Origin of the sequence: Mycoplasmopsis maculosa (assembly GCF_900660665.1) — a bacterium.
GTDB classification, from domain to species: Bacteria; Bacillota_I; Bacilli_A; order Mycoplasmatales; family Metamycoplasmataceae; genus Mycoplasmopsis; species Mycoplasmopsis maculosa.
In genome coordinates this window covers 520,954-543,810 of the sequence record NZ_LR215037.1, presented here as the reverse complement: position 1 = coordinate 543,810, position 22,857 = coordinate 520,954, and the positions used below count along the sequence as shown (strand labels likewise).

21 protein-coding genes and 1 tRNA gene are annotated in these 22,857 nt (G+C 25.1%); 12 read left to right on the top strand and 10 right to left on the bottom strand.

Going from position 1 to position 22,857, the window contains the following annotated elements:
• The 6 genes from dcm to EXC47_RS02240 all read right to left on the bottom strand — a co-directional run bounded on the left by dcm (position 1) and on the right by EXC47_RS02240 (position 5,257).
• Positions 1-825, bottom strand: coding sequence for a DNA (cytosine-5-)-methyltransferase (gene dcm / locus EXC47_RS02265; RefSeq protein WP_129646737.1), 825 nt, complete (start codon positions 823-825; stop codon positions 1-3).
• Positions 794-1,183, bottom strand: coding sequence for a DNA (cytosine-5-)-methyltransferase N-terminal subunit (gene dcm_N, locus EXC47_RS02260; RefSeq protein ID WP_129646735.1), 390 nt, complete (start codon positions 1,181-1,183; stop codon positions 794-796). Before dcm_N ends, dcm begins: the two co-directional genes overlap by 32 nt.
• A gap of 60 nt (positions 1,184-1,243) precedes the next feature.
• The gene (locus EXC47_RS02255) at positions 1,244-3,082 is read right to left on the bottom strand and encodes a ribonuclease J (RefSeq protein ID WP_129646733.1); all 1,839 of its coding nucleotides are present in this window, start codon (positions 3,080-3,082) and stop codon (positions 1,244-1,246) included.
• 166 nt (positions 3,083-3,248) lie between these two features.
• Positions 3,249-3,321: transfer RNA gene (locus tag EXC47_RS02250), tRNA-Lys, on the bottom strand.
• A gap of 383 nt (positions 3,322-3,704) precedes the next feature.
• Positions 3,705-4,121, bottom strand: coding sequence for a Dps family protein (locus tag EXC47_RS02245; protein ID WP_129646731.1), 417 nt, complete (start codon positions 4,119-4,121; stop codon positions 3,705-3,707).
• 128 nt (positions 4,122-4,249) lie between these two features.
• On the bottom strand, positions 4,250-5,257 hold the full coding sequence (locus tag EXC47_RS02240; RefSeq protein ID WP_129646729.1) for an ECF transporter S component: 1,008 nt from the start codon (positions 5,255-5,257) through the stop codon (positions 4,250-4,252).
• Between the two features lie 88 nt (positions 5,258-5,345).
• Between EXC47_RS02240 and EXC47_RS02235 the strand changes: the two genes are divergently transcribed.
• Together EXC47_RS02235 and EXC47_RS02230 are read left to right on the top strand one after the other, a co-directional pair.
• Positions 5,346-6,716, top strand: coding sequence for a M17 family metallopeptidase (locus tag EXC47_RS02235; RefSeq protein WP_129646727.1), 1,371 nt, complete (start codon positions 5,346-5,348; stop codon positions 6,714-6,716).
• A gap of 65 nt (positions 6,717-6,781) precedes the next feature.
• Positions 6,782-7,342, top strand: a complete 561-nt coding sequence (locus tag EXC47_RS02230; protein WP_129646725.1) for a thymidine kinase — start codon at positions 6,782-6,784, stop codon at positions 7,340-7,342.
• 62 nt (positions 7,343-7,404) lie between these two features.
• On the opposite strand, the gene EXC47_RS02225 is transcribed toward EXC47_RS02230, so the two are convergent.
• From EXC47_RS02225 to EXC47_RS02215, 3 genes are all read right to left on the bottom strand, one after another.
• Positions 7,405-9,744, bottom strand: a complete 2,340-nt coding sequence (locus tag EXC47_RS02225; protein WP_129646723.1) for a DEAD/DEAH box helicase family protein — start codon at positions 9,742-9,744, stop codon at positions 7,405-7,407.
• Positions 9,731-11,347, bottom strand: a complete 1,617-nt coding sequence (locus EXC47_RS02220; protein WP_129646721.1) for a site-specific DNA-methyltransferase — start codon at positions 11,345-11,347, stop codon at positions 9,731-9,733. Before EXC47_RS02220 ends, EXC47_RS02225 begins: the two co-directional genes overlap by 14 nt.
• 144 nt (positions 11,348-11,491) lie before the next feature.
• Positions 11,492-12,046 carry an inorganic diphosphatase gene (locus EXC47_RS02215; protein WP_129646720.1) on the bottom strand — a complete coding sequence of 185 codons (555 nt, stop codon included), beginning with the start codon at positions 12,044-12,046 and terminating at the stop codon, positions 11,492-11,494.
• A gap of 114 nt (positions 12,047-12,160) precedes the next feature.
• On the opposite strand from EXC47_RS02215, the gene rpsT reads away from it, so the two are divergent.
• The 9 genes from rpsT (at position 12,161) to EXC47_RS02170 (ending at position 20,147) form a co-directional block, all read left to right on the top strand.
• Complete coding sequence (gene rpsT / locus EXC47_RS02210) at positions 12,161-12,430, top strand: 30S ribosomal protein S20 (RefSeq protein ID WP_129646718.1); 270 nt, start codon at positions 12,161-12,163, stop codon at positions 12,428-12,430.
• A 61-nt stretch (positions 12,431-12,491) separates the two neighbouring features.
• Entirely contained in the window at positions 12,492-13,547 is a 1,056-nt protein-coding gene (locus EXC47_RS02205; protein ID WP_165255946.1) for a S66 family peptidase, read from the top strand.
• Positions 13,548-13,865: 318 nt separating this feature from the next.
• Positions 13,866-14,297, top strand: coding sequence for an LSm family protein (locus EXC47_RS02200; protein ID WP_129646714.1), 432 nt, complete (start codon positions 13,866-13,868; stop codon positions 14,295-14,297).
• Positions 14,298-14,305: 8 nt separating this feature from the next.
• A complete protein-coding gene (locus EXC47_RS02195) occupies positions 14,306-15,970 on the top strand; it encodes a NusA N-terminal domain-containing protein (protein ID WP_129646712.1) in 1,665 nt (554 codons plus the stop codon).
• On the top strand, positions 15,951-16,244 hold the full coding sequence (locus tag EXC47_RS02190) for a YlxR family protein (protein ID WP_129646710.1): 294 nt from the start codon (positions 15,951-15,953) through the stop codon (positions 16,242-16,244). Before EXC47_RS02195 ends, EXC47_RS02190 begins: the two co-directional genes overlap by 20 nt.
• On the top strand, positions 16,223-18,028 hold the full coding sequence (infB, locus tag EXC47_RS02185) for a translation initiation factor IF-2 (protein WP_129646708.1): 1,806 nt from the start codon (positions 16,223-16,225) through the stop codon (positions 18,026-18,028). Before EXC47_RS02190 ends, infB begins: the two co-directional genes overlap by 22 nt.
• A 12-nt stretch (positions 18,029-18,040) precedes the next feature.
• Positions 18,041-18,553 carry an adenine phosphoribosyltransferase gene (locus EXC47_RS02180; protein WP_129646706.1) on the top strand — a complete coding sequence of 171 codons (513 nt, stop codon included), beginning with the start codon at positions 18,041-18,043 and terminating at the stop codon, positions 18,551-18,553.
• An 11-nt stretch (positions 18,554-18,564) separates the two neighbouring features.
• A complete protein-coding gene (locus EXC47_RS02175; RefSeq protein ID WP_129646704.1) occupies positions 18,565-19,197 on the top strand; it encodes a hypothetical protein in 633 nt (210 codons plus the stop codon).
• Between the two features lie 20 nt (positions 19,198-19,217).
• The gene (locus EXC47_RS02170; RefSeq protein ID WP_129646702.1) at positions 19,218-20,147 is read left to right on the top strand and encodes a phosphatidate cytidylyltransferase; all 930 of its coding nucleotides are present in this window, start codon (positions 19,218-19,220) and stop codon (positions 20,145-20,147) included.
• A 53-nt stretch (positions 20,148-20,200) separates the two neighbouring features.
• Here the strand turns inward: EXC47_RS02170 and EXC47_RS02165 are convergent, their stop codons facing one another.
• Positions 20,201-22,384, bottom strand: coding sequence for an ATP-dependent Clp protease ATP-binding subunit (locus tag EXC47_RS02165; protein WP_129646700.1), 2,184 nt, complete (start codon positions 22,382-22,384; stop codon positions 20,201-20,203).
• Between the two features lie 108 nt (positions 22,385-22,492).
• Between EXC47_RS02165 and EXC47_RS02160 the strand changes: the two genes are divergently transcribed.
• Complete coding sequence (locus tag EXC47_RS02160) at positions 22,493-22,837, top strand: hypothetical protein (protein WP_129646698.1); 345 nt, start codon at positions 22,493-22,495, stop codon at positions 22,835-22,837.
• Positions 22,838-22,857: the final 20 nt, after the last annotated feature.

Below are 22,857 nucleotides of genomic sequence, written 5' to 3'. Positions count from 1 at the left end.
TTAAAAATAATCCTTTATTATTTTTTCAAATATTTTTTCTAAGACTTCAATTGAAATTGAATTACCTGCTGTAAAAATAATTTTTGAATCAGTTAAAAGATTTGTTTCTTTTACAACATTAAAATCATTTTTACTAAATCCCATATATAGATAAGCTTCACAAGAATTCATAATTTGTATTTCATTATTTATTAAAAATTTTAGTCTTGAATTAGCACCACTAGCTGTTAAAGTTGGGCCCTTACCTTCTAGCGAATATATATAATTTTCACTATTAAAATTAGATCAATTATTTATAAAAGATTTAATAATGTTATTTTTAGATATAGTAAATTTGTTTATATAATTATTATCATTTAATTTTAAAAAACTGTGTTTATCATTTTTTAATCATATATCTTTAACATTTTTATTATTTTTTGACCCAATAGGAAAATCAAATTTTTTTCTTTCCAAAACAGAAACCATGAAAACTCTTTCTCTGTTTTGTACACTTCCATACTCTGTTGAATTGATAATTTTTCAACTAGATGTATAACCAAATTCTTCAAGTTTTTTTATTCAAGAGTTGAATTCTAAAATAAATTTTTTAGAAGCTAGAGCTTTAACATTTTCTAATAACAATATTTTAGGTAAATTACCTTTATTTTCGTTTAGTATTCTTTCTATTTCAAACAATAACCCACTTCTTGTTCCACTTTTAATTCCTTTTTGTCTACCTTGTTGGCTTAAATCTTGGCAAGGAAACGAATAAGTTAAAATATCTATATTTTTTGGTAATTTATGATATTTTCTAATATCAAATCCGCTCTCTCTCTCTCTCATTTAATTTCTTATATCTATTTTTAAAATAATTGTTATTTATAAATGAATATAAGTATGAAAATAAATTTCTTAATTTTTCTTCATTTAAACGATTAAAATATTTTTCCGATACAATGTCCTTTGAATTATTTGAAAGATTATATTTAGATAATTTAGCTATTATGTCTTCCTTAGATAATATATTTTCTGGATCTAATTTGCCATAATTTATAGCCATGTATGAAACTATAGCATCAATATAAAAGTCGCAAGCACCAGCTGAAGAAACATTGATATTAAGTTTTTTGCTAATATTCTTTAAAGCTTTTAATTGTGACCCTATTCCCGAAAAGAATTCAAATATTTTTATTTTTTTCATATTTTTATTATAACGCGTTTTTAAAAAATAAAATAGCACTAAAAATGCTATTTTATAATATTATTCGTCTTCTTCTTCATCGTGGAAATCTTCTCTCAATTCTTCAGAATCACCAAAGATTTCACCTTTAAGATCATTAAGAAGTTTTTCAGAAGTTGATTTTTTATTTTTATCTTCTTTAACTTCAAATTGGACTTTGGTATTTTCAAATCCGTTTTCATACTCTTCTTCTTCAAAAAGAATAGTTGGAATAATTATTGGTCTTCTTCTTTTTTCTTTATAAAAAAGAGAATCTAAACGATCTATTATTAGTTGTTTTAAGTCTACTACATTTCAATTTTCATTATTTTTTATATAGTATAAAACAGCTCCGTGAGCAATTCTTTTAGCTTCTTCAACTAATTTTAAACTAGTTTTTACATAAAAACTTCCACGACTAATTAAACTAGGTCTTCCAATAATTGAATTATTCGTCTTATTTATAGTAATAATTATATTTACAAATCCATTAGAACTAAGTTCATTTCTTTCTTTAATAATAGATCCATTTACATTTAAAGTAGAAATACCATCTATATAAATTGGACCATATTCAATTTTTTCTTCAGTTGGTACGATTTTATTATTTATCATATTGTAAACTTTACCATTTTCTGGAACCATAACATTTTCAGGTTTAACACCATTTCTAACAGCGCTTTCACCATGTACCATACTCATACGATATTCACCATGATATGGTAAAAAATATTTTGGTTTTGTTAATTGAAAAATTTTATCATGTTCATGTTTATATGCATGTCCAGAAGTGTGAAGATACCCATCAACACCATTTTCTTTAATTATTGCTCCTAGTTTGCTTAATCTATTAACTAAAAGTTCAATAACCATTCTATTCCCTGGAATCGGACTAGAAGAAAATATAACCATATCACCTTTTTCAATTTTAACTGTAGCATGTTTACCATATGACATTCTAGATAAAGCTGCTAATTGCTCACCTTGGCTACCTGTTGTTAAAACAACTAATTGATTTTCAGGAACGTTATTTATTTCTTTTTTCTCTACGAAAATATTTGCTGGTGCTTTTATATAACCTAATTTACGCCCAATTTTAACACCTTGAATCATTGATCTACCAAAACAAGCTACTTTTTTCTTTAATTTGATTGCTAAATCAATAATAGCTTTAACCCTAGTTAAGTTAGAAGCAAAAGCAGTAATAATTGTTTTTCTTGTTGCGTTACGCATATGTTTTTCAATATCAATTAAAATATCACTTTCACTTGGTGAATGAAAAGGTCTCATAGCATTTGTAGAATCAGAAAGTAAAACCGTTAATCCTTCTTTACCAATTTCATTTAATCTAGCAAAATCTGTATAAGCATTACCAATAGGGTTATAGTCAAATCTAAAGTCACCAGTACACATTAATGAACCATTTGGAGTAGTAACTCTTATACCAAAAGCGTCTGGAATAGAGTGCTGAGCTGATCAAAAATCAACTTTACATCCATCACCAAAGTCGTAAACAGAAGCTTTCTCCATTTCAATGAATTCAACTTTATGAGTTATTCTATGCTCTTCAAATTTAAGTTTTAAATATTGAATCGCAATTCTTGGTGCAAAAATTTTCTTAAGGTGAACTTGTTTAACTAAATAAACAACACCACCTATATGATCTTCGTGACCATGAGTAATGAATAAACCTTCAATATTATCTTTTTTTTCTTCTAAATATTTATAATCGGGAATAATACCTTTAATTCCGCTTGTAGCTGTATCAGCAAATTTAATTCCAGCATCTATTATAAAAATATGCTTATCATGCTCAACAATTAATGTTGCCTTACCTATTTCTTGAACACCACCAATTGGTATAATACGTGTAGCAATCATTGTGCCTCCTTAATAATTAATTATTAATCTTGAATAAATATAAAAGTATTTTAATAATATAAATTTTAATATAAAACTAATTTATTAATATAAATAAATTCTATTTTATTTTTAACAAAATAAAAAGCGCTGCAATTGCAACGCGTAATGGTATTTAAATATATAGTACACCGTACAGGGCTCGAACCTGTGACCCGCTGGTTAAGAGCCAGCTGCTCTACCAACTGAGCTAACGGTGCATTTGTATAACTATTATATCATTTTTAAATAAAAATGTACAAGTTTCCACTTGCACATTTAATTATTTTTTGAATTTAGAATTTATTTGTTAAATATTAAAATTATATATCACTAAAACAAAATAAAAGGAGTTTAAAAATATATTAAAATATAAAAAAACGAATAATTTAATTAAAAAATAAAAGTATAAATATAATAAACGCACTCTTTATAAATATCTAATTTAGTAAAACAAAAAAATTAAATTAGCTTATTAATAAAGTTGGTAGATTAAAAAATCTACCTTTAATATTATAAAGCCCTTTTACTTTATTTATATACAAAATTAATAAAAAAATAACCAGAAATAAATCTGATTATTATAAAAACGTAATTTATTTAATTATTTAACAATTTTATTAAATTGTCATAGTCATTTATCAAATGATAATAGTATTTCATCAATTAAAGGTTGAACTCTTTTTGATCATTCAAATTCTTCTAATATTTCTAATAAAACTTTTAGGTCATCAATAATTATTTTTGCTGCTAAGTTATAATTAAATTCTTGTGATTGAATTTCTTGAAGTTTACTTAATTCTAATATTTCTTTATAACTGCCTAATGCTAAATCATTTTTCATTAATATTTTTTCAGCAATTTCATCTATAAAATCTAAAGTATTTTCTCTTAATTTGTCAACTTCTTCATGTATTTCAAAAAATTCTAAACCAGAAATATTTCAATGAATATTGCTTAATTTTTGATAAAAAATCTGCAAGTTAGCTTGTACTTTTTTTAATTCTTTAATTTCGTTCATTTTGTTCCTTATTTTATTTTTATATGATTAATTATATATAAAATATTAAATTATTTTTTAGCTATGAATAAAATATATAAAGAGCCAAAATAGCTATAAAATAATTAAAAAAGCGCTTATGCGCTTAATTAATTATAAACTATTTCATTATTTTTATTTACTAACGGAGCTATTATAGAATATGTAAAGTAAATTATAAACATATTAGCTCAAATTTTAACTGGACTTAAAACTATATGTTGAAACATAAAAGTAATAATAGATTCACTAGAACCACTAGCTATTTTAGAGTCAGCTAAAGATAATATTGGAACATTTATAGATTCAATAAATGCACTAAATACAACAATTGGCACAATTACTAAGAATCTTTTAGGTCTTATTTTAAACCTTGCTATTATTAAGAATAAAATCATTAATAAATATCCTGATTCCATTGTTGCTATTAATGCTATTTTATTAGGTATGATGCTTTTGTTTTTTATTATTTGATCATCCACTTTGTACATTACTATTATAAAAATAGCAAGACATATAGTTGAAAGTAAAATTATTGAAGTAATTAAATTTATATTCAATAAATGTTTTGGTGAATTCATCATAGAATTCATTTTTCTTTTTTCACCAAGTTGGATAATTCTATTTTGTAATTGTTTTATTTTTTTAGATTCCGGATTATTTGATTTTATTTTTATTAATTTTTTATTTAAATAGTATATCTTGCTTACATAAATAGATTCAATAAATTGCCCACCAAAAACATATTTGAAAAATTTAACAAATAGTAAACCAACAACCCCTGAAACAACACCATTTACAACTGCTGCTAAAGTATAGTAAACATTATAAAAAGTAGGAAAAATTGAAAAACTAATTATATCACTTATCAATCCAACAATCGCTCCAACTAGTGGTCCAAATATAAAACCGCTTATTTTAATAGGTAAACCAATAAAACTTATTTTATAACTAGGTATAGTTATAAGAGGTATAAATGAAGCAAAAACAGTAAAAATAACAACGCTAATGGCAATTAAAATACCAACAAAGGCTATTCTTCTTATTGTTCATTTTGGAAAAATACTTCAATCATTAAATAAGTATTTTCACCTTTCTAGTCCTACGTATCTTTTCATGATTAAATTATATATAAAATTATGCAGTTTATTTTTTGTAAATGTTAAAATTATTTTAATAAAAGTAATAAAAAAGTAAGGAGACAATATGAAACTTTTTAATAAAATAGCAACACAAAGAACAAATGCTATGTTACTTAAAGCTACATTTGATAAAGAAATTGAAGACGATTTCTTAATTAAAAAAAGCGGACAAATTACAGAATATTTTGATAAGAATACAGCGTATGTATTTATGGGCAAAAAAGAAGATTTAAAATATGAAGATGTTTTAGGTTTCTTTAAAAGATTTGCTTCAATGGCACAAAGAAATTATCAAGTTGATATTAGATCATTTGCTAATGAAAAAGTAAAACCTTGCCAAGTAATTGAAGCATTTACAAGTGCTTTATATTTTGAAAAAGGTGATATTTATAGTGCTAAAAGTAAAAATGAAGAATCAGATATTTTAGTAGAACCTTTTGTTGAAGAAATAGGCGAATGCATGTCTGAAGAATTTGAAAAAGCATTAATTTTAGCTAATGCAACAAATTATGCTAGAAATCTACAAATTATGCCACCTAATATTTGTAATTCTGAATATTTAGCAGAAGTTGTTTATAAAGATTTAAGTGCTAATAAAAATTTAAAAGTTACTGTTTTAAATAAAGCAGAAATTGAAAAACAAAAAATGGGGTTATTACTTTCAGTTAACCGTGGAAGTATGTATGAACCTAGAGTAGTTGTTATTGAATATAACGGTGATCCAGAATCAAAAGAAAAAACAGTTATGATTGGTAAAGGCATAACATTTGACTCAGGTGGTTATTCATTAAAACCATCAAGAAGTATGTTAGGAATGAAATTTGATATGTCTGGTAGTGTAATTGTAGCAAGTGCTATGAAAGCTATAGCAGAATTAAAACCTAAGAAAAACGTAGCTGCAGTTATGTGTATTACAGATAATAGAGTTAATGGTGATGCTTCATTGCCTGATTCAGTTTGAACAGCTATGAACGGTAAAACTGTTGAAATTAATAACACTGATGCAGAGGGTCGTTTAGTAATGGCTGACGGTCTTACTTATGGTGCTAGAGTACTTAATGCAACACGTTTAATTGACGTTGCAACATTGACAGGTGCCATGGTTGTTGCTTTAGGTCATACATATACAGGAATTTGAGCTACAACAGATAAAGCTTGAGAAGACATTAAATCAGCCGCTGAAAATGCACATGAATTAGTTTGAAGAATGCCTTTTGATGCAGCTTTTGCAAAAAACATTAAAAGTTCAAAAGTAGCAGATTTTAAAAACACAGATCTTTCAGGAAATGCTGGTTCTTGTTCAGCAGCTATGTTTTTAAAAGAATTTACAGATAATGTAGAATTTATTCACTGTGATGTTGCTGGAACAGCAGAAATTAATGAAGAACCACAAGGAATTATGGTTAAAACTTTAACAGAATTAGCTTTAGCTTAGTTCTTTAAAGGAGTCTTACTAAAGACTCTTTTTTTACCCAAAATATCTATAAAAAAGGAGTATGCATGTATATACAAAAAGGAAATGGTATTTTAGAAGTAATAACAGGTCCAATGTTTAGTGGAAAAACTGAAGAATTAATTAAAAGAATTAAAATATTAGAAATAGCAGGTATTAAAACATTAGTTATTAAACCTAGTTTCGATACTAGATATAGTAATAGCGAATTAGTAAGTCGTACAGGCGCTAGAATAAAAGCTCATAATGTTCAAAATGCACTTGAAATAATAAGTTTATATAATAATAGATATAAAGCTATTGCAATAGATGAAGTTAACTTTATGGAGGAATCATTATTAGAAGTAATTGAAAATCTTATTTTAAAAGGTTGTAGAGTAATTTGTTCGGGGCTAGATATGGATTTTTTAAGAAGACCTTTCGGAATAATGCCCAAAGTAATTTCCATAGCTGATGAAGTTACTAAATTAAAAGCAGTTTGTATGAAATGTAAAAAAGATGCAGGCTTTAGTTTTAGAAAAATCGAAAGTAAAGAACTAAATGTTTTAGGCGATGATGAATATGAAGCTAGATGCCGTGTTTGTCATATAAAAGGATTATCTATTTAAGCACTCTTGCAAAAGGGTGTTTTTTATTAAAAAATCTCAAGAAATCTTGAGATTATAAATAATTATAATAAATCTTGAAGATCATTTATTGACTTACTTTTTATTTTATCATGCACTGAAACTTCATTAGGATTAGTGTTAGAAAGTTCATTATCTAACTCTTTTATTGTACTTGAACCAGCTATATAAATTAATTCATTTTTAACATCAACTAAAGCAATAGCAAGAGTTAAATTTATTTTAGAATTTTTATTTTGTTGAATGTACTTTTTATATTCTTTTCAAAGCAATAATGTTTTATTTTCATCTATATCATTATTGTAAGTTTTAACTTCTAAATAAATAAAATGATTATTATGTTTTATTAAAAAATCTGGATAACTATTTGCTATTTCATAACCGTTTATAGATTTAAAAAAGTATTCAAAATTAACGCCGTTATAAGTAGGATTTTTAGTTCATATTTTTATATTATCTTTATCTTTATTCATTTTTCTAATTAAATAATCCAATTCTTTAACAAATTCTTTTTCAGCCTCAGAATCTATGTTTAAAGAAGGCATTTCATTATTAAATTCCCTGTATGCAAATTTTTGATTTGTTTTAGTTGAATTTTTTTCAGTTATTTTTGCAATTAAATATTCTGGCAAATATTTTTCTTTTTCTAGTCTATATTCAATTTCATTTTGATCTAATTGATTTTGTATATTTTTATTATATTTTTCTTTAAAATAATTAAATTTATTCTTTATCATAATGAATCAAAATAAAGTATTATCTATTTTATTTTTTAAATTCAAATTATAAAAGTCATTTAATTTATTCATAATATTTTTTGTTAAAAATTTTTCATTTAATTTTAATTGTTTAATATTATAAAGCTCAATTTGAATTTTATTCAACAATTTAATATCTATAAATTCTTTATTACCATAAGATTTTTTATCAGCTACTATAAAATTATTTTTGCTAAATTCATAATTTATTTCTTCCATTTTCATTTCAAAATAATTTAGATTATAGTGATCAATTTCGTCTAAAATATCTTTTTCATAGCTTTCAATGTTAAAAACGGAATTAGATTTTATGTTTTTTAATGAACCATAAACAAACTCTTCACTTTTAAAATCATCTTTTAAAAATAATGTTTTTTGATCGTTTACTTCTCTATCTACATTACTGTAAATAAAATATTTATTTGCAATTGAATTGTGCATAAAATTAAAACTTGGATTAGGATTTCTTTTTATTCTTCCTATAGTCTGTATACTTAAGTTTTTTGAAGAAACATTTCTTAATTGAACAATCATACAAGCTCTAGGTATATTTCACCCAGTAGCTGGACCTACTTTGAAAATAATTACATCTATAGCTGAATTATTTTTTGATATATCTCTAAGAGAATAATTTTCTTTCATTCTTAAATTTGATTCTTTGTCATTTTGATCAAAATATTTAACTCAGGATAAATTATGTTCGTTCAACTTTTTAATTATTAATTCTAATGTTTCTTTAAATTTAGCTTCTTTTTCAATATCTTTGCTAGTATTATCAATTTGAATTAACATAGCTGCATCTATGCCAACTAAACCAGGTTCTTTTTCACTATTGTTATATTCTTCTTTTATCTGTTTAAATTTTAAGCAAGCCTGCTCTAAAATGGTTTCATTATCAATATTATCAATTTCATTATTATTGTTTATGCCTTCATTAAAGACTTTTTCACTTTTTAAAAGCTTTATATTGTCATTAGCTAATTCTTTTTCACTAAGTTCTATAAGATTAATACTATTATCATCAGGTGTGGCTGTCATTTTTACAATAAAGTGAGCATTTTTTTGCATATTTTGTTCAAAATTAGCTTCGTCTTTATAAGTTTTTTTATTGGTGTCAGCTCCTATATGAGCTTCATCTCTTATATAAATTAACTTATAATCATTTAATCTAATTTCACCTAAAAAAGCTTCAATTGCACCTTGTTCTCTTAAAATTGAATTGTTTCTAAATGAAGCCCCGCCCATTATATATACATTATTCGGTTTAGCAAAAAATTGATAATTTTTTTCTACTTTAGAATTTTTATTGATATTTGAAGGACTTTCAATTCTAGTTATTTTTAAATCATTATTTGATAGATAATGTTTGTATTCATTAAAGTTTTCTTCCATTTGTTTCGGTAATTCTGCACTTGATAATGTAACAATTACAAAAACTAAATTATCATTAAAGTTTAGTTTGTTTCATTCTATTAATTTATCAATATAGTTAATCATCATAAATGTTTTGCCGGATCCAGTTGGGGCTTTAAAATAAACTGAACTAATTTTATTAGTTTCTATACTTTCAATAGTTTTGTTTAATAAACTATTTACAACTCTTTCTTGTGAATTAGTTAGATTCATTATTTTCCTTTTCTAAAGGTTTTAATGATGATAAGTCATTTAATAAATTAATATATTCTTGTTCATTATTTTGATCTATTGAAGTTATTCCAAATTCTTTTAATACATTTATTAATTTATTTGCTAATTCTTTTACGTTTATGTCTAAATTATTAGGACTTACGTCAAAATATTCTAATTTAAAAACGTTTAAATTAGCTTTATAAGGTTCGTTTTTATTAGTTCATTCAAAAGTTTCGCCTTTTGTTCCGATTCCATGATTTATTCTATATAGTCTTTCGTAATTTACATCTATACCTATGTTGTTTTCGTTATTTGTTACTAATGTAAATGTTCTATTTCCATTATCTTCACGGTTTAATTCTAAAACGGCGTGAGCTGTTGTTCCAGAACCAGCAAAGAAGTCTAAAATTCTTGTTTTTTCACCACTTATAAGTTTTACAATATCTTTAATTAATAATGTTGGCTTTGGTGTATGTTCTTTTTTAATATCACTAGGTTTTTTAATTATTTTGTATAGTTCGGTTTTAGCACTTTTAGTTGTCCCATGATTATCAAAAAAATTAGTTAGAATAATTTCAACGGTTTCTCCATTAAATTTTTTATATCTAGGAACATTATTATATTCAGGAGGAGTTCCAAAATAAATAAGATTATTTTTCAATAACTCTTTCATTTCTTCTTCGTTACATTGTCATTGTCTAGTTCAACTAATTCCTGATGGTGAATAAATGGTAAAGTAATTAGGATGATTTTTATTACTTCTCTCTTCACTAAATGAAATGCTCCCTGAAAACCATTCTCCTCTAGAATCATTATCTGGATTAGATAAATTATCATATTCTATTATTTTGTCGTATCTCCAGCTTTTTAAAAAACTCTTATCTCTACAATAACACAATACATATTCTTGCAATGTTCTTGAAAACTTATCCTTTTTTCCCAAGCCATGCATTCACATAAAATTATTTACAAAATTCTCTTCGCCAAAAATTTCGTCCATTAACACTTTTAAATAGGCTTGTTCGGCATCGTCGATTGAAACAAAAATAACTCCATCATCTTTGAGAAGCTCTTTAGCTAATTTTAATCTTTCATTCATTAAATTTAATCAACCATTACGTGAATATTTATCACGATATACAAATTTATTCGCTTTTATTTCTTCATTGTTATCTGAAACTGCATTTCCATCATTTTTAGTAGCTTCAGTGTTATAAGGAGGATCAATATAAATTAAATCATATTTATATGAGAGCCCTGCTCTCTCTCTCTCTCTCTCGACTATTATTAAATTCTTTAAAGCGTCGTAGTTTTCTCCGATAATTAAAGTATTTTCCTTAGTTTTGTTTTCGTCTAAAACAAAACTAAGCTCTTCATCTTTTTTAAGAATTGCAATTGTTTTAGAATTAGCTTCTGGAGCTGCATCAAATCTAAAACCTGTTTTAATTCTTTGTGCAATAAATTGAAAAACATATTCTAACTGTTTTTCTTCATCTTTAAATTTTTCTAAAATTTTTATAGCTAAATCTTTTTGATCTTGATTTAACTCTTTAGAAGAAATTTCTTCTATTCTTTCTTTAAAATTTTCAAATAATTTCATTTTTTCTCCTTACAACTTTACAATATTTATTTTACTAAAATCATTAGTATATTTTTAAAATATAGAAAAAAGCAAAAATACTAATTTGTATAAAAAAACAGAAAATCTATTTAAAATTAGACATTCTGTTTTAAATTGTTGAAATTAAAATGTGTATTTTTCTGGATGTTCTTTCATCATTTTAGCAACAAATTCTTTTTTAGGCATTTTTCCATATTTATTCATTAATTCAATGCATTCTTCTATTTCTTCAATTGCTCATTTTTCATCTTCTCAACCTAAGACTTGTGTTAGTCCTGGTTTTTTTCAATTTTTATAGTTGTTGAAGAAAGTTTCTACAGAAGCTAAAAAAGGTTCTGGTAAATCTTTTAATGATTTAATGTGATCTAAACGATAATCATCAGCATGAACAGCAATTAATTTAGTATCTGTTTCACCTGAATCGTTCATTTTCATAGCACCAATAATACGTGCATTTAAAACTACACCTGGCATAAATGTTTCTGGTGAGTATAATAAAACATCTAATTCATCACCATCTCAATCTAAAGCAACAGGCACAAAACCATAATTACATGGGTATTTAAAATCTCCTCTTAAAATACGATCAACATGAATTTGACCATCTGCACGATCATATTCATATTTAATATTTGAATTGTTTGGAATTTCCATTTTCATTTCTATAATTTTTGACATAGTAATAAAATCATATTACATTTTTTATTTTATGTAATTAATATAAATGTTTTGTTGTATAATTTCATTGATTTTTAAAATAGTCGAACTATTTATATAAAAAGGAGGCTTATTATGGCAAACATTAAATCAAAGATGAAAAGCATTGTTAAACAAGAAGAATTTAGATTAAGAAACAATGCTATGAAAACACGTGTTAAAAAAGCTATAAGAGCAGCAAGAGAAGCTTTAATTGCTAAAGATGCTAATGCAGATAAATTAGTTGCTGAAGCTCACTCAATTATTGCTACAGCTGTTCAAAAAGGTGTTTTCCATGCTAATAAAGGTGCAAGAAAATCATCTCGTTTAGATAAATTTGCAAACGAACAAAAAGCAAATGCTTAATAAGCTTCTGCTTTCTAGCCATCCTAATTAAGGATGGTTTTTTATTTTGTATAATATGTTTATGAAAAAAATATGAAAATTAAAAAATAATGATAGTGTTTCAATAATAAGTTTGTCCTCAGGTGTTTTAGGTGAGTCCTTCTGTGAACATCAAGTAAAAATAGGAACAAAAAGATTAGAAGATTTTTCTTTAAAAGTTAAATTTACTCCAAATGCATTAAAAGGTCTCAAATATATAAATGAAAATCCTGACAAAAGAGCAAATGATTTAATTTGAGCTATTAAAAATAATGAAATAAGACTTATTTTATGTGCAATAGGTGGAAATGATACTTATCGTACGATTCCTTATTTATTGGATAATGATTATAATAAAAAAATAATATCATCAATGAATAAAATTTTTTTAGGATACTCTGATACAACAATTAATCATTTAATGTTTAATAATTTAAACGTTCCTACATTTTACGGACAAGCATTTTTAACTGATCTTGCCGAGTTAGATTTTGAAATGTTAAATTATTCTAAAACTGCTTTTAAGTTTTTATTTTCAGAAAATAAAATAACATATAAACCATCTGAATTTTGATATGAAGAAAGGAAACAATTTGGAATAGAAGAATTAAATACTTCAAGAAAAATTCATAAAGAAGAATATGGTTATATTTCTTTGCAAGGTAAAGAAAAGTTTCAAGGAATATTGATTGGTGGTTGTTTAGAAAGTATTGCTGATCTTTTTATTGATGAAAATAAAAAAGATATAAATAAAAAATATAATTTATTTACACAAAATTGTAATTTTAAAGGAAAAGTATTATTACTAGAAACATCAGAGTTGAAATTAGAACCTATAAAAATAAAGACAATGCTAGAATTTATAGAAAAAACTAATTGTTTTAATGAACTTGAAGGAGTTTTAATAGGAAAACCTCAAAATGAAGCATTTTTTGATGAATATAAAGAAATATTCAGCAGCTTTTTTAAAAAGTTTCCAAATCTTTCAGTAGTTTATAATTTAAATGTAGGACACTCTTATCCAAAAATGATATTGCAGCTTTTAGGAAAAATAGAAATAGATGTAAAAAAACAAGAAATAACAACTTATAAAGCTTAATTATAGGATTTTATGAATAAGAAACTAAGAAATAATTTTATGCATTTGCATTATTAAAGCTTTTGTTCATTATTGTTTTAATTTTTTTAAAAAATAATAATCTTACATTAAATCTAAATGATAAATAAATTGGTTTATCTAAAATTAATTTTGATTTTATCAGTTTGAAAAATATATATTTTAAAAAATAAATACGAGAAATTTATTATGAATTTAAAATAAATTATTTATAAATAATTTGTGTTATAATTTATTTATTCGTACTATTAAATACGAGTTGGAGCAATCCAACTCTTTAATATTTTTATAAGGAGCAGTATGAATTGAAAAGATTTTTTACAAACTAAATTTAATGAAATTATAAAAGAAGCAAAAATTATAAATGAAGACAACATGTCATTTTTAGATATAACTGTTTCATATACTGATTTGAATGAAGTTGATAAAATTTCGAAAGAGATTAACGAATATATAGATCAAAGCAATCTAACATTAGATTTTGATTATTTAACAATTCATTCACCTGGATTTAAAACAAATTATGAGATAAATGAATTAGGTGAACATATTGATGAATTAATTGATTTAGATTTGAAAAAAAGTGTTAATAAATTAAATCATTATACTGGAAAATTACTTTCTGTAAATGAAGACTCAATTGTAATTCATTGGAATAACAAAGGTCAATTTAGAAAAATTGAGTTAGAAAAAAATAACATTATTAAAATAAATAAACATATTAAATTCTAAGGAGTTTTATGCCTATCAAAAAGGAAGAAAATAAATTACAAAATAGTTACAAAGCTTGATACAAATTGATAGATGGCTATAATCAAAATGATAAATTGCCAATTGATAAGCTTATTGATATATTAGGCGAAGAAGTAACAAGAATTATTCAAAAAAGAATAGATCCTGATGCTGAAATTGTTTTTGTAAGAGATAAAGAAAAAGAAGAAGTACATATTTTTAATAAAAGTGTTCTAGTTGTTGAAGATGAAGAATTTGAAAATGATTTAAAAGAAAATGATTCTTCTTATTTAATTAGTAATATTAAATTATCAGAAGCAAAATTAATTAAAAAAGATGTTGAACCTGGAGACTGAATAGAAGTAGAAATAGATTTATTAGTATTAAATGCTAAGACTGATTCAGAAGCCAATAAAACTTTAAAAATAATTTTTTCTCAAATTCAACAAGCTATTAAAAAGTTACAAAAGACTATAATTTTTGACAAATATATGCCAAAAATTGGTGAAACAATAAAAGTTTCATTTACTTCTAAAAATTCTAACGGATCTTGAAATGTTCAAATTTTAGAGGATCAAATATCAGCTTATTTACCTGCTAATTTTGTTAATTCTAAAAGAAAAGTGAATCCAGGAACAATACATGATGTTGTTATTGAACAAGTTACTGATGAAACAAAATTGAGCCAAATAACTGTTTCATTAGATTCTCCTAAAATTGTTGAATCAATTTTAAAAAACAATGTTCCAGAAATAAGCGAAGGTTTAATAAATATCAAACAAATTGAAAGACAACCTGGAGAAAGAACAAAAGTAGTTTTAGAATTAGGTCAAAATGCTATTGAGTCAATAGACATAGTTGGATCGGTAATGGGTGAGAATTCAGAAAGACTTTCATGAATTATTAATAAGTTAAATGATGGTATTTTTGAAGATAACAATACTTCTTTATATGAAAAAGTAGATATTATTGCTTATAACACAAATTTAAAAGAATTTATTAAAAACTCTTTAACACCTGCACAAATAGTTGATGTAGTTGAAAAAAATGATTCTCAAGGTTATGATAAAAGTTTTTATGTTATTGCAAACAAGACAGAAACAACAAAGGCTATTGGTAGAAACGGTACAAATGCAAAATTAGCCTCAAAAATAACAGGTGCAACTTTTGAAATTATAAGTGTTGAAGACGCTAAAAAACGTAATATTAAATTTGAAATGCCAACTTATTCATTTGAGCAAAAGGAAACAACTGCTAAAACGTTTAAAGAAAAAACAGTTAGAAAAAATACAAAAAATGCTTCCGCACAATACATGGATAAAATTAATATTAACATTGATAATTTTGAAAAAGATGTTCAAGCTTACAAAGAAATTGAAAAATCTTTACTTTCAGAAGATCCTACTTTTGATGATTTAGATTTTGAAGCTTTATTAAAAGAAACTGAAAATGAAATTGAAAATAATTCTTACGATTCTATTTCATCATTAGATGAAGAACAAGAAATTATTAATGAAGAACAGCCAAAAAATAAAGAAGAAAAAATTGGCGTAAATGACTATAAAAAAGCTAAAGAAATTGCAGGAAACTTTAATACAGATTCAGATTTAATGAATTTTGGTTTATCTGACAATTTAGATTTAAGTGAATTTGATGACGAAGACTGAAACTAATATATTTCGTAAATGTATTGCAACAAATAAAATTTTTTCAGTTTCAGAATTAATAAGAATTGACTTTAATAAACAAAAAAATATAATTCAGTTAGATATAAATAAATCTCTTAATGGAAGAGGGGCCTATTTTTTACCTACTGAAGCAAACTGAAAGTTAATACAAAAAAACAAAGGTTTGAATAGAACTTTTAGAATAAATGTAGCTAGAGAAATTTATGAAGCTATTGATCATCAAATTAAGGAGGCGAAATGTCTAAAAGAAATAGAATAAAAAATTCAGATGAAGTTAAGAACCAACTTTCTAACATCAAAACTGAAATTAAAGATGGTGTTTTTGTTTTTACAAATAAAATGCCACTTGGAGAATTTGCACAAAAAATAAGTACAAATGCAACAGAAATAATTAAGTACTTTTTTGCAAAAGGAAAACTTTATACTATTAATCATGTATTAGAAGAAGAAGAAATTGCCGAAGTTTGTATGGAAAGAAATATTGATTTTAAAAAAGAAGAATCAATAGATGCAAGTAATTTCTTAAATGAAGTTAAATTTAATGACAATCCAGAAGATTTAACCAAAAGACCACCAATTATTACAGTTATGGGTCATGTTGATCATGGTAAAACTAGTTTAATTGATTACATTAGGAAAACAAAAGTTGTAGAAACAGAAAGCTCTGGAATTACTCAACACACCGGTGCATATCAAGTTAATTGAAAAAATAGTAAAATAACTATTATTGATACACCTGGTCATGAGGCATTTAGCGAAATGCGTTCAAGAGGCGCAAAAGTAACTGATATTATTGTTTTAGTGGTAGCGGCTGACGATGGAGTTATGCCTCAAACAAGAGAAGCAATTATGCATGCTAGAGCAGCTGAAGTTCCTATTGTTGTTTTTGTTAATAAAATGGATAAACAAGTTAAAGATTTAGACAGAATAAAACGTGAATTAAGTGAATCAGATGTTATTGTTGAAGAATATGGTGGAGATGTACAAATAGTTTATGGATCTGCTTTAAAAGGAACAGGTATTGATGACTTGTTTAATGCAATAACAATTTTATCTGAAATTCTTGATTTAAAAGCTAATCCAAATAGATATCCAGTTGGAACAGTTATTGAAAGTAAAATAGATAAAGGTGTAGGTTCAGTTTCTACAATTGTAGTTGAAAACGGAACTCTTTACAAAGGAGATTTTGTTGTTGCTGGTTCTTCATATGGACGTATAAGATCAATGAAAAATTCTAGGGGTGAAATGGTAGAATCTGCAGGACCTGGTACACCTGTTGTGATTTCTGGGTTAAACAATTCCCCATTAGCCGGAGATAAATTTATTGGTTTTGATGATGAAAAATTAGCTAAAAAATTAGCTAACGAAAAAGCTCAAATAGATAAAAATAATAATCTTTATGAAAAAAGTTTAAATGTAAAAAACGAAGATGGCAAAAAAGTATTTAATGTTATTATTCGTTCAGACGTTCAAGGAACAGCTGAAGCTATTAAAAACAAGTTAAACGGAATGCAAAATGAAGAAGCAATTGTAAAAGTTGTTGGTGCACAAGCAGGCCAAGTAGCTAATACTGATATTTTATTAGCTCAAGCTTCAAATGCAATAATAATTACATTTAACTCTAAAGTTGGACCAAGCATAAAACAATTAGCTAAAGATTCAGGTATAAAAATAATGAGCTATGATGTTATTTATAAAATAATTGAAGACATGCAAGTTATTTTAGACGGTGAAAAGCCTATTGTTTATGAAGAAAAGAAAATAGGTACTGCTCATGTTATAAAAACTTTCTTCTATTCTAAAGTTGGTACAATAGCAGGATGTATGATGGATGAAGGAAAAGTTAAAACTGGAAGCAAGGTTAAAATATTTAGAAATAGAAAACTTATTCATTCAGGCTTATTAGATAGTCTTAAACGTGAATTAAATGACGTTAAAGAAGTCGAAAAAGGGAAAGATTTCGGTACTCATATTCGTAAATTCAATGATATTAAAGAGGATGATATTTTAGAATTTTATGAGGATGTACCAGTTACTGAATAATGAGGTAATATAATGAAATTAGAAAATTACATAAGAGACATAAGTAATTTCCCAAAAAAAGGAATAATTTTTAAAGATATTTCTCCGCTTCTTGCTAATGGCGATGCTTTAAATTATACAATTGTAAAAATGGCTGAATTAGCAAAGGATGTGGATATTATTGTTGGACCTGATGCTCGTGGATTTTTGTTCGGAACTCCAACTGCAGCTTTTTTAAAGAAGCCATTTATTATGGTTAGAAAACCAGGAAAACTTCCTGGCGAAGTAATATCAAGAGCATATGGTTTAGAATACGGCAATGATGTTTTACAAATTCAAAAAGGTTTTATTAAAAAAGGACAAACAGTTGCTATTATAGATGATGTTTTAGCAACTGGAGGAACTACAAGAGCGATTGTTCAACTCTTAGAAGAACAAGGTGCTATTGTTAAAAAAGTAATTGTTTTAATGGAATTGGCTGAATTAAACGGTCGTAAGTTTTTAGAAGAAGATAACATTATTGTTGAAACATTAATTAAATGTTAGTAAATAAAAAAATGAAACAAAAGAAAATATTTAATAAAAAAATCGTTTTAATGGACTTGGTATTTTTATCAGTTTATATAGCTTGATTTTTTTTATCAGCAGTTATTCCTTATGTAGGTTATATTAATTTAGGGCATACTCAAATAACATTTTTAAGTTTATTAGTACCAATTGCTACATTTCATTTAGGTATTAAAGGGAACTTAATTTCTGGATTAGGTTTTGGCTTGTCTTCATTTACATTAGCTTTTATATTAGGCGCTACTAAATATACATATTTTGACATTTCAGTTCTTCCAAGAATTGAAATGGCCTTAGTAATTTATGGTTTTTCTTGAGCATTTGGTATTTTTAAGAAACCGAAAATGTGAAAAATTGGAATACTTGCTTTTTTAGCATCATTTTTCAATATATTTTTTGTTCTTTCTGCTCAATATATAAGAGAAGCTATTAATCCTGAAAGTCTTGGTAAAAATGGTGTGCCTCCAATTCATTTATGAATAATCACACATCCTATAAATTTAACTGTTGAACCAATTGTATGTATTATAATAGCTTGTTCTATTTTTCCACTTATAAAATATTTAAAGAATAAATATCAAGGAAATAAACAAGTTTATTATCAATACGCTACTAGTGTTTAAATTATTAAATAGGTTATAAAATGAAATTATTTAAAGAAAGAATTTTGCCTGCAGCCTTGTTTATAGTGGCTTTAGCTTCTTTTATGATACCTGTTGCTATTTGAGGAAAACATTATTTGGCAGGTAGAATTACTTCATTTATTTTTACAACATTAATGTGCAGCATATTTGCTTACGAATATTTTAATGCTAATAGAATGAAAAAGGTTTATTCAATAATATTAGCTATTTTTACAAGTATATCTATATTTACTCCAATTCAAAATGTTAATAAACTTTTAATAAACATAGAAAATCAAAAATTATTCACAACAGATGAATTTCAATTTTTTATGACCGTTTTGTTAAGAGAATCTATTTTAAATTGACTTTCTATTGTTATTCTATTAATTGTGAGTTTAGCTTTTTTAATAATAGAACTTACAAATAAAACTAATATGTCGTCAAAAGATAGAATTTATAGATTTTTTCTAACTTTTATGACTTTATGATTTTTAACAAATGCATGTAGATTTATTCAAATATCATTGATATTTAGATGAGAATTAGCTCTTTTTATATGTGCTGCTCCTTCCATTAGCGACATAGGTGGTTTTATTGGCGGTAAATTCTTAGGAAAAAAACTAATAAACAAGAGCTTTTTTCCTAATATTTCTCCTAAAAAAACGTGAGAAGGTTTTATGTTTGCAATAGTTTTTGGATGAGCTTTTTCAATAAGTATGATATTAGGTTTAAATTTAATAAATTCAAACTTATTTGCTCAAATACCAGCTATAATTTTGATTCCATTTGCAGCGGTAGGAGGAGATTTATTCTTTTCATATTTAAAAAGAATAAATGGAATTAAGGATTATTCAAAAATTCTTGTAGGACATGGTGGTCTTCTTGATAGATTTGATAGTATAACTTTCGCTACAATGATTTTATGTATTACATATGCATTTTTATAAATAAAAAAATAACCATAAACACTTATTTACTACGGTTTTGGTTATTTTTTTATTTATTTTTCAATTTTACTAATATTTATTTTTGAAGCAAAAACATCAATAATAAATGAATTGTTTTCCTTTATAGTTCCATCAATAATTTTTAGTGCTAAAACACTTTCAATGTTATTTTGTATAAAACGTTTGATTGGTCTAGCGCCAAAATTTACATCATATGCATTTTTACCTATAAAATCTATAAGTTTATCAGAAAATTTTAATTCAACTTTTTTAGTTTCTTTTATTCTTCTTGATAATTTTTCTAATTCTAATGAAACTATTTCATTTACAACAGATGAATTTAAAGGTTCAAATTTTATTATTTCATCTATTCTATTAACAAATTCAGGACTTAAAAACTTTAATAATTCAGCTTTTAGACTAGGCATTTGGTCAAAAGCGTCTTTTAGTTTTTCCATTATTTCTTTAGCACCAATATTTGAAGTCATTATTATTATTAAATTACGACAATTTATTATTCTTCCGTGACTATCAGTAAAAGCCCCGTTGTCTAAAATTTGCAATAATATATTTAATACTTCTCTATCAGCTTTTTCAATTTCATCAAAAAGAACTATTGTATAAGGGTTTTTTCTAATTTTTTCAGCTAAGTATCCACCATCATCATATCCTACATATCCGGGAGCAGCTCCAATTATTTTTGAAACACTATGTTTTTCCATATATTCAGACATATCTAGTCTAATCATTTGCTTTTCAGAATCAAAAAGTTCATAAGCCAAAGTTTTAGCTAACTCAGTTTTACCCACGCCAGTAGGACCTAAAAATAAAAAGCTTGCCAATGGTCTATTTGGATCATTAATAGCTGCTTTAGCTCTTAATACAGCCTTTGAAACCATAGAAATAGCCTTATCTTGACCTTTTATTTTATTCTTTAAATGGGATTCAATATTTAATAGTCTTTCTTTTTCACCTTCAAGAAGCTTATTTACAGGAACCTTTGTTCATTTAGACACAATTGTAGCTATTTCTTCTGAACCTACACTATCTTTTATTAAACTTTTTTCTAAATTGGAATTTATTTTTTCTAATTCTTTAATTTTCTTTTCAGTATTAGGAATTTCAGAATATAAAATTTTTGAAGCTTTTTCATAATCAGCTTGATTTTGATACATTTTAGACATATGTTTTAAATCATCTAAATATTTTTTAGTTTTTGAAAGTTCTTCTAATCTATTTTTTTCATCTTTTCATTTTATATCTAGTTCTGTTATATTTTTATTTATTGATTTCATTTCATTATCAATTTCAATAATTCTTTCAGAATGTCTTTTTTTATCTTCAGAAACTAGAGCATATTTTTCCATTTCTAATCTTGCTAATTTTTGTTTTGCTTTTTCTAATTCTTCTGGTTCATAGTTTATTTCTGTTTTTATAGTAGCAGCAGCTTCGTCCACAAGATCAATAGCTTTGTCTGGCAAAAATCTATCGGTTATATATCTTGCACTTAGCTTTGCAGATGTTACTAAAGCTTCGTCAGTTATTTTTACATTGTGGAAATTTTCAAATCTTTCTTTTATGCCTCTTAAAATAGTTATTGTATCACTAACTGAAGGTTCAAGAACATCAACTCTTTGCATTCTTCTTTCTAAAGCTGCATCTTTTTCAATATATTTTCTATATTCATCAAAAGTTGTAGCACCAATTAAATGTAATTTTCCTCTAGCCATTAAAGGTTTTAAAATATTAGCAGCATCCATTCCTCCATCATTATTTTTACCAGTACCTACTAACATATGTATTTCATCAATAAAAACTATAATATCACCATTAGATTCTTCAATCCGTTTTAAAACATCTTTTAATCTTTTTTCAAATTGACCTTGATATGAAGCACCAGCTATTAAACTTGTTAAATCAAGTTCATAAACATCTTTATCTTTTAAATTAGCAGGAACTTGACCTTCAACTATTTTTCTTGCTAATCCTTCTACAATAGCTGTTTTTCCTACACCAGGTTCACCAACTAAAACTGGGTTATTTTTAGTTTTTCTACTTAGTATTCTAATTATTCTTCTTATTTCATCATCTCTATTTATAACCGGGTCTAATTGATGCTTTGCAGCAAGTTCAGTAAGGTTTCTGCCATAAATTTTTAAAGGATCATCCTCTTTTTTATTTTTATTATCAATATTTCCATTCATACTATTTAATATATCATCTAAATTAAAGTCCATTTTAACCTCCAACTTTATTATATTAATATATTTTAGCACTCTTTAAGCTTGATTGCTAAAAATAAATGCTTTTTTGATTTTAAATTTTTAAAGTATACAATTATAATTATGAAAAATATTAAAACATTTAAGATCTCAATAGTCTTTATGTGAATTGTTTTTACTTTATCATTAATTTATTTATCTTTAATAATTAAAGATTCAGTTTTTTATTCAGGTAAGTATTCTTATAAATTAACAATAATAACTCAATTAATCTGTTATATCAATTTATTATTATTTATATTAAATATTTGTACATTGATTGTAGCTGCTATTAAAGCTAAAAAAATTGGAATAAAAATTTGATGACTATACTTATTAAATTTAAAATTTCCATTTTTATTTAGTATTATTGCTAGTATATTAATAATTATAGAATTGAAAAAACAAAAAATAGAAGAAAATATATAAAACAGCATTAAAAGAATAAG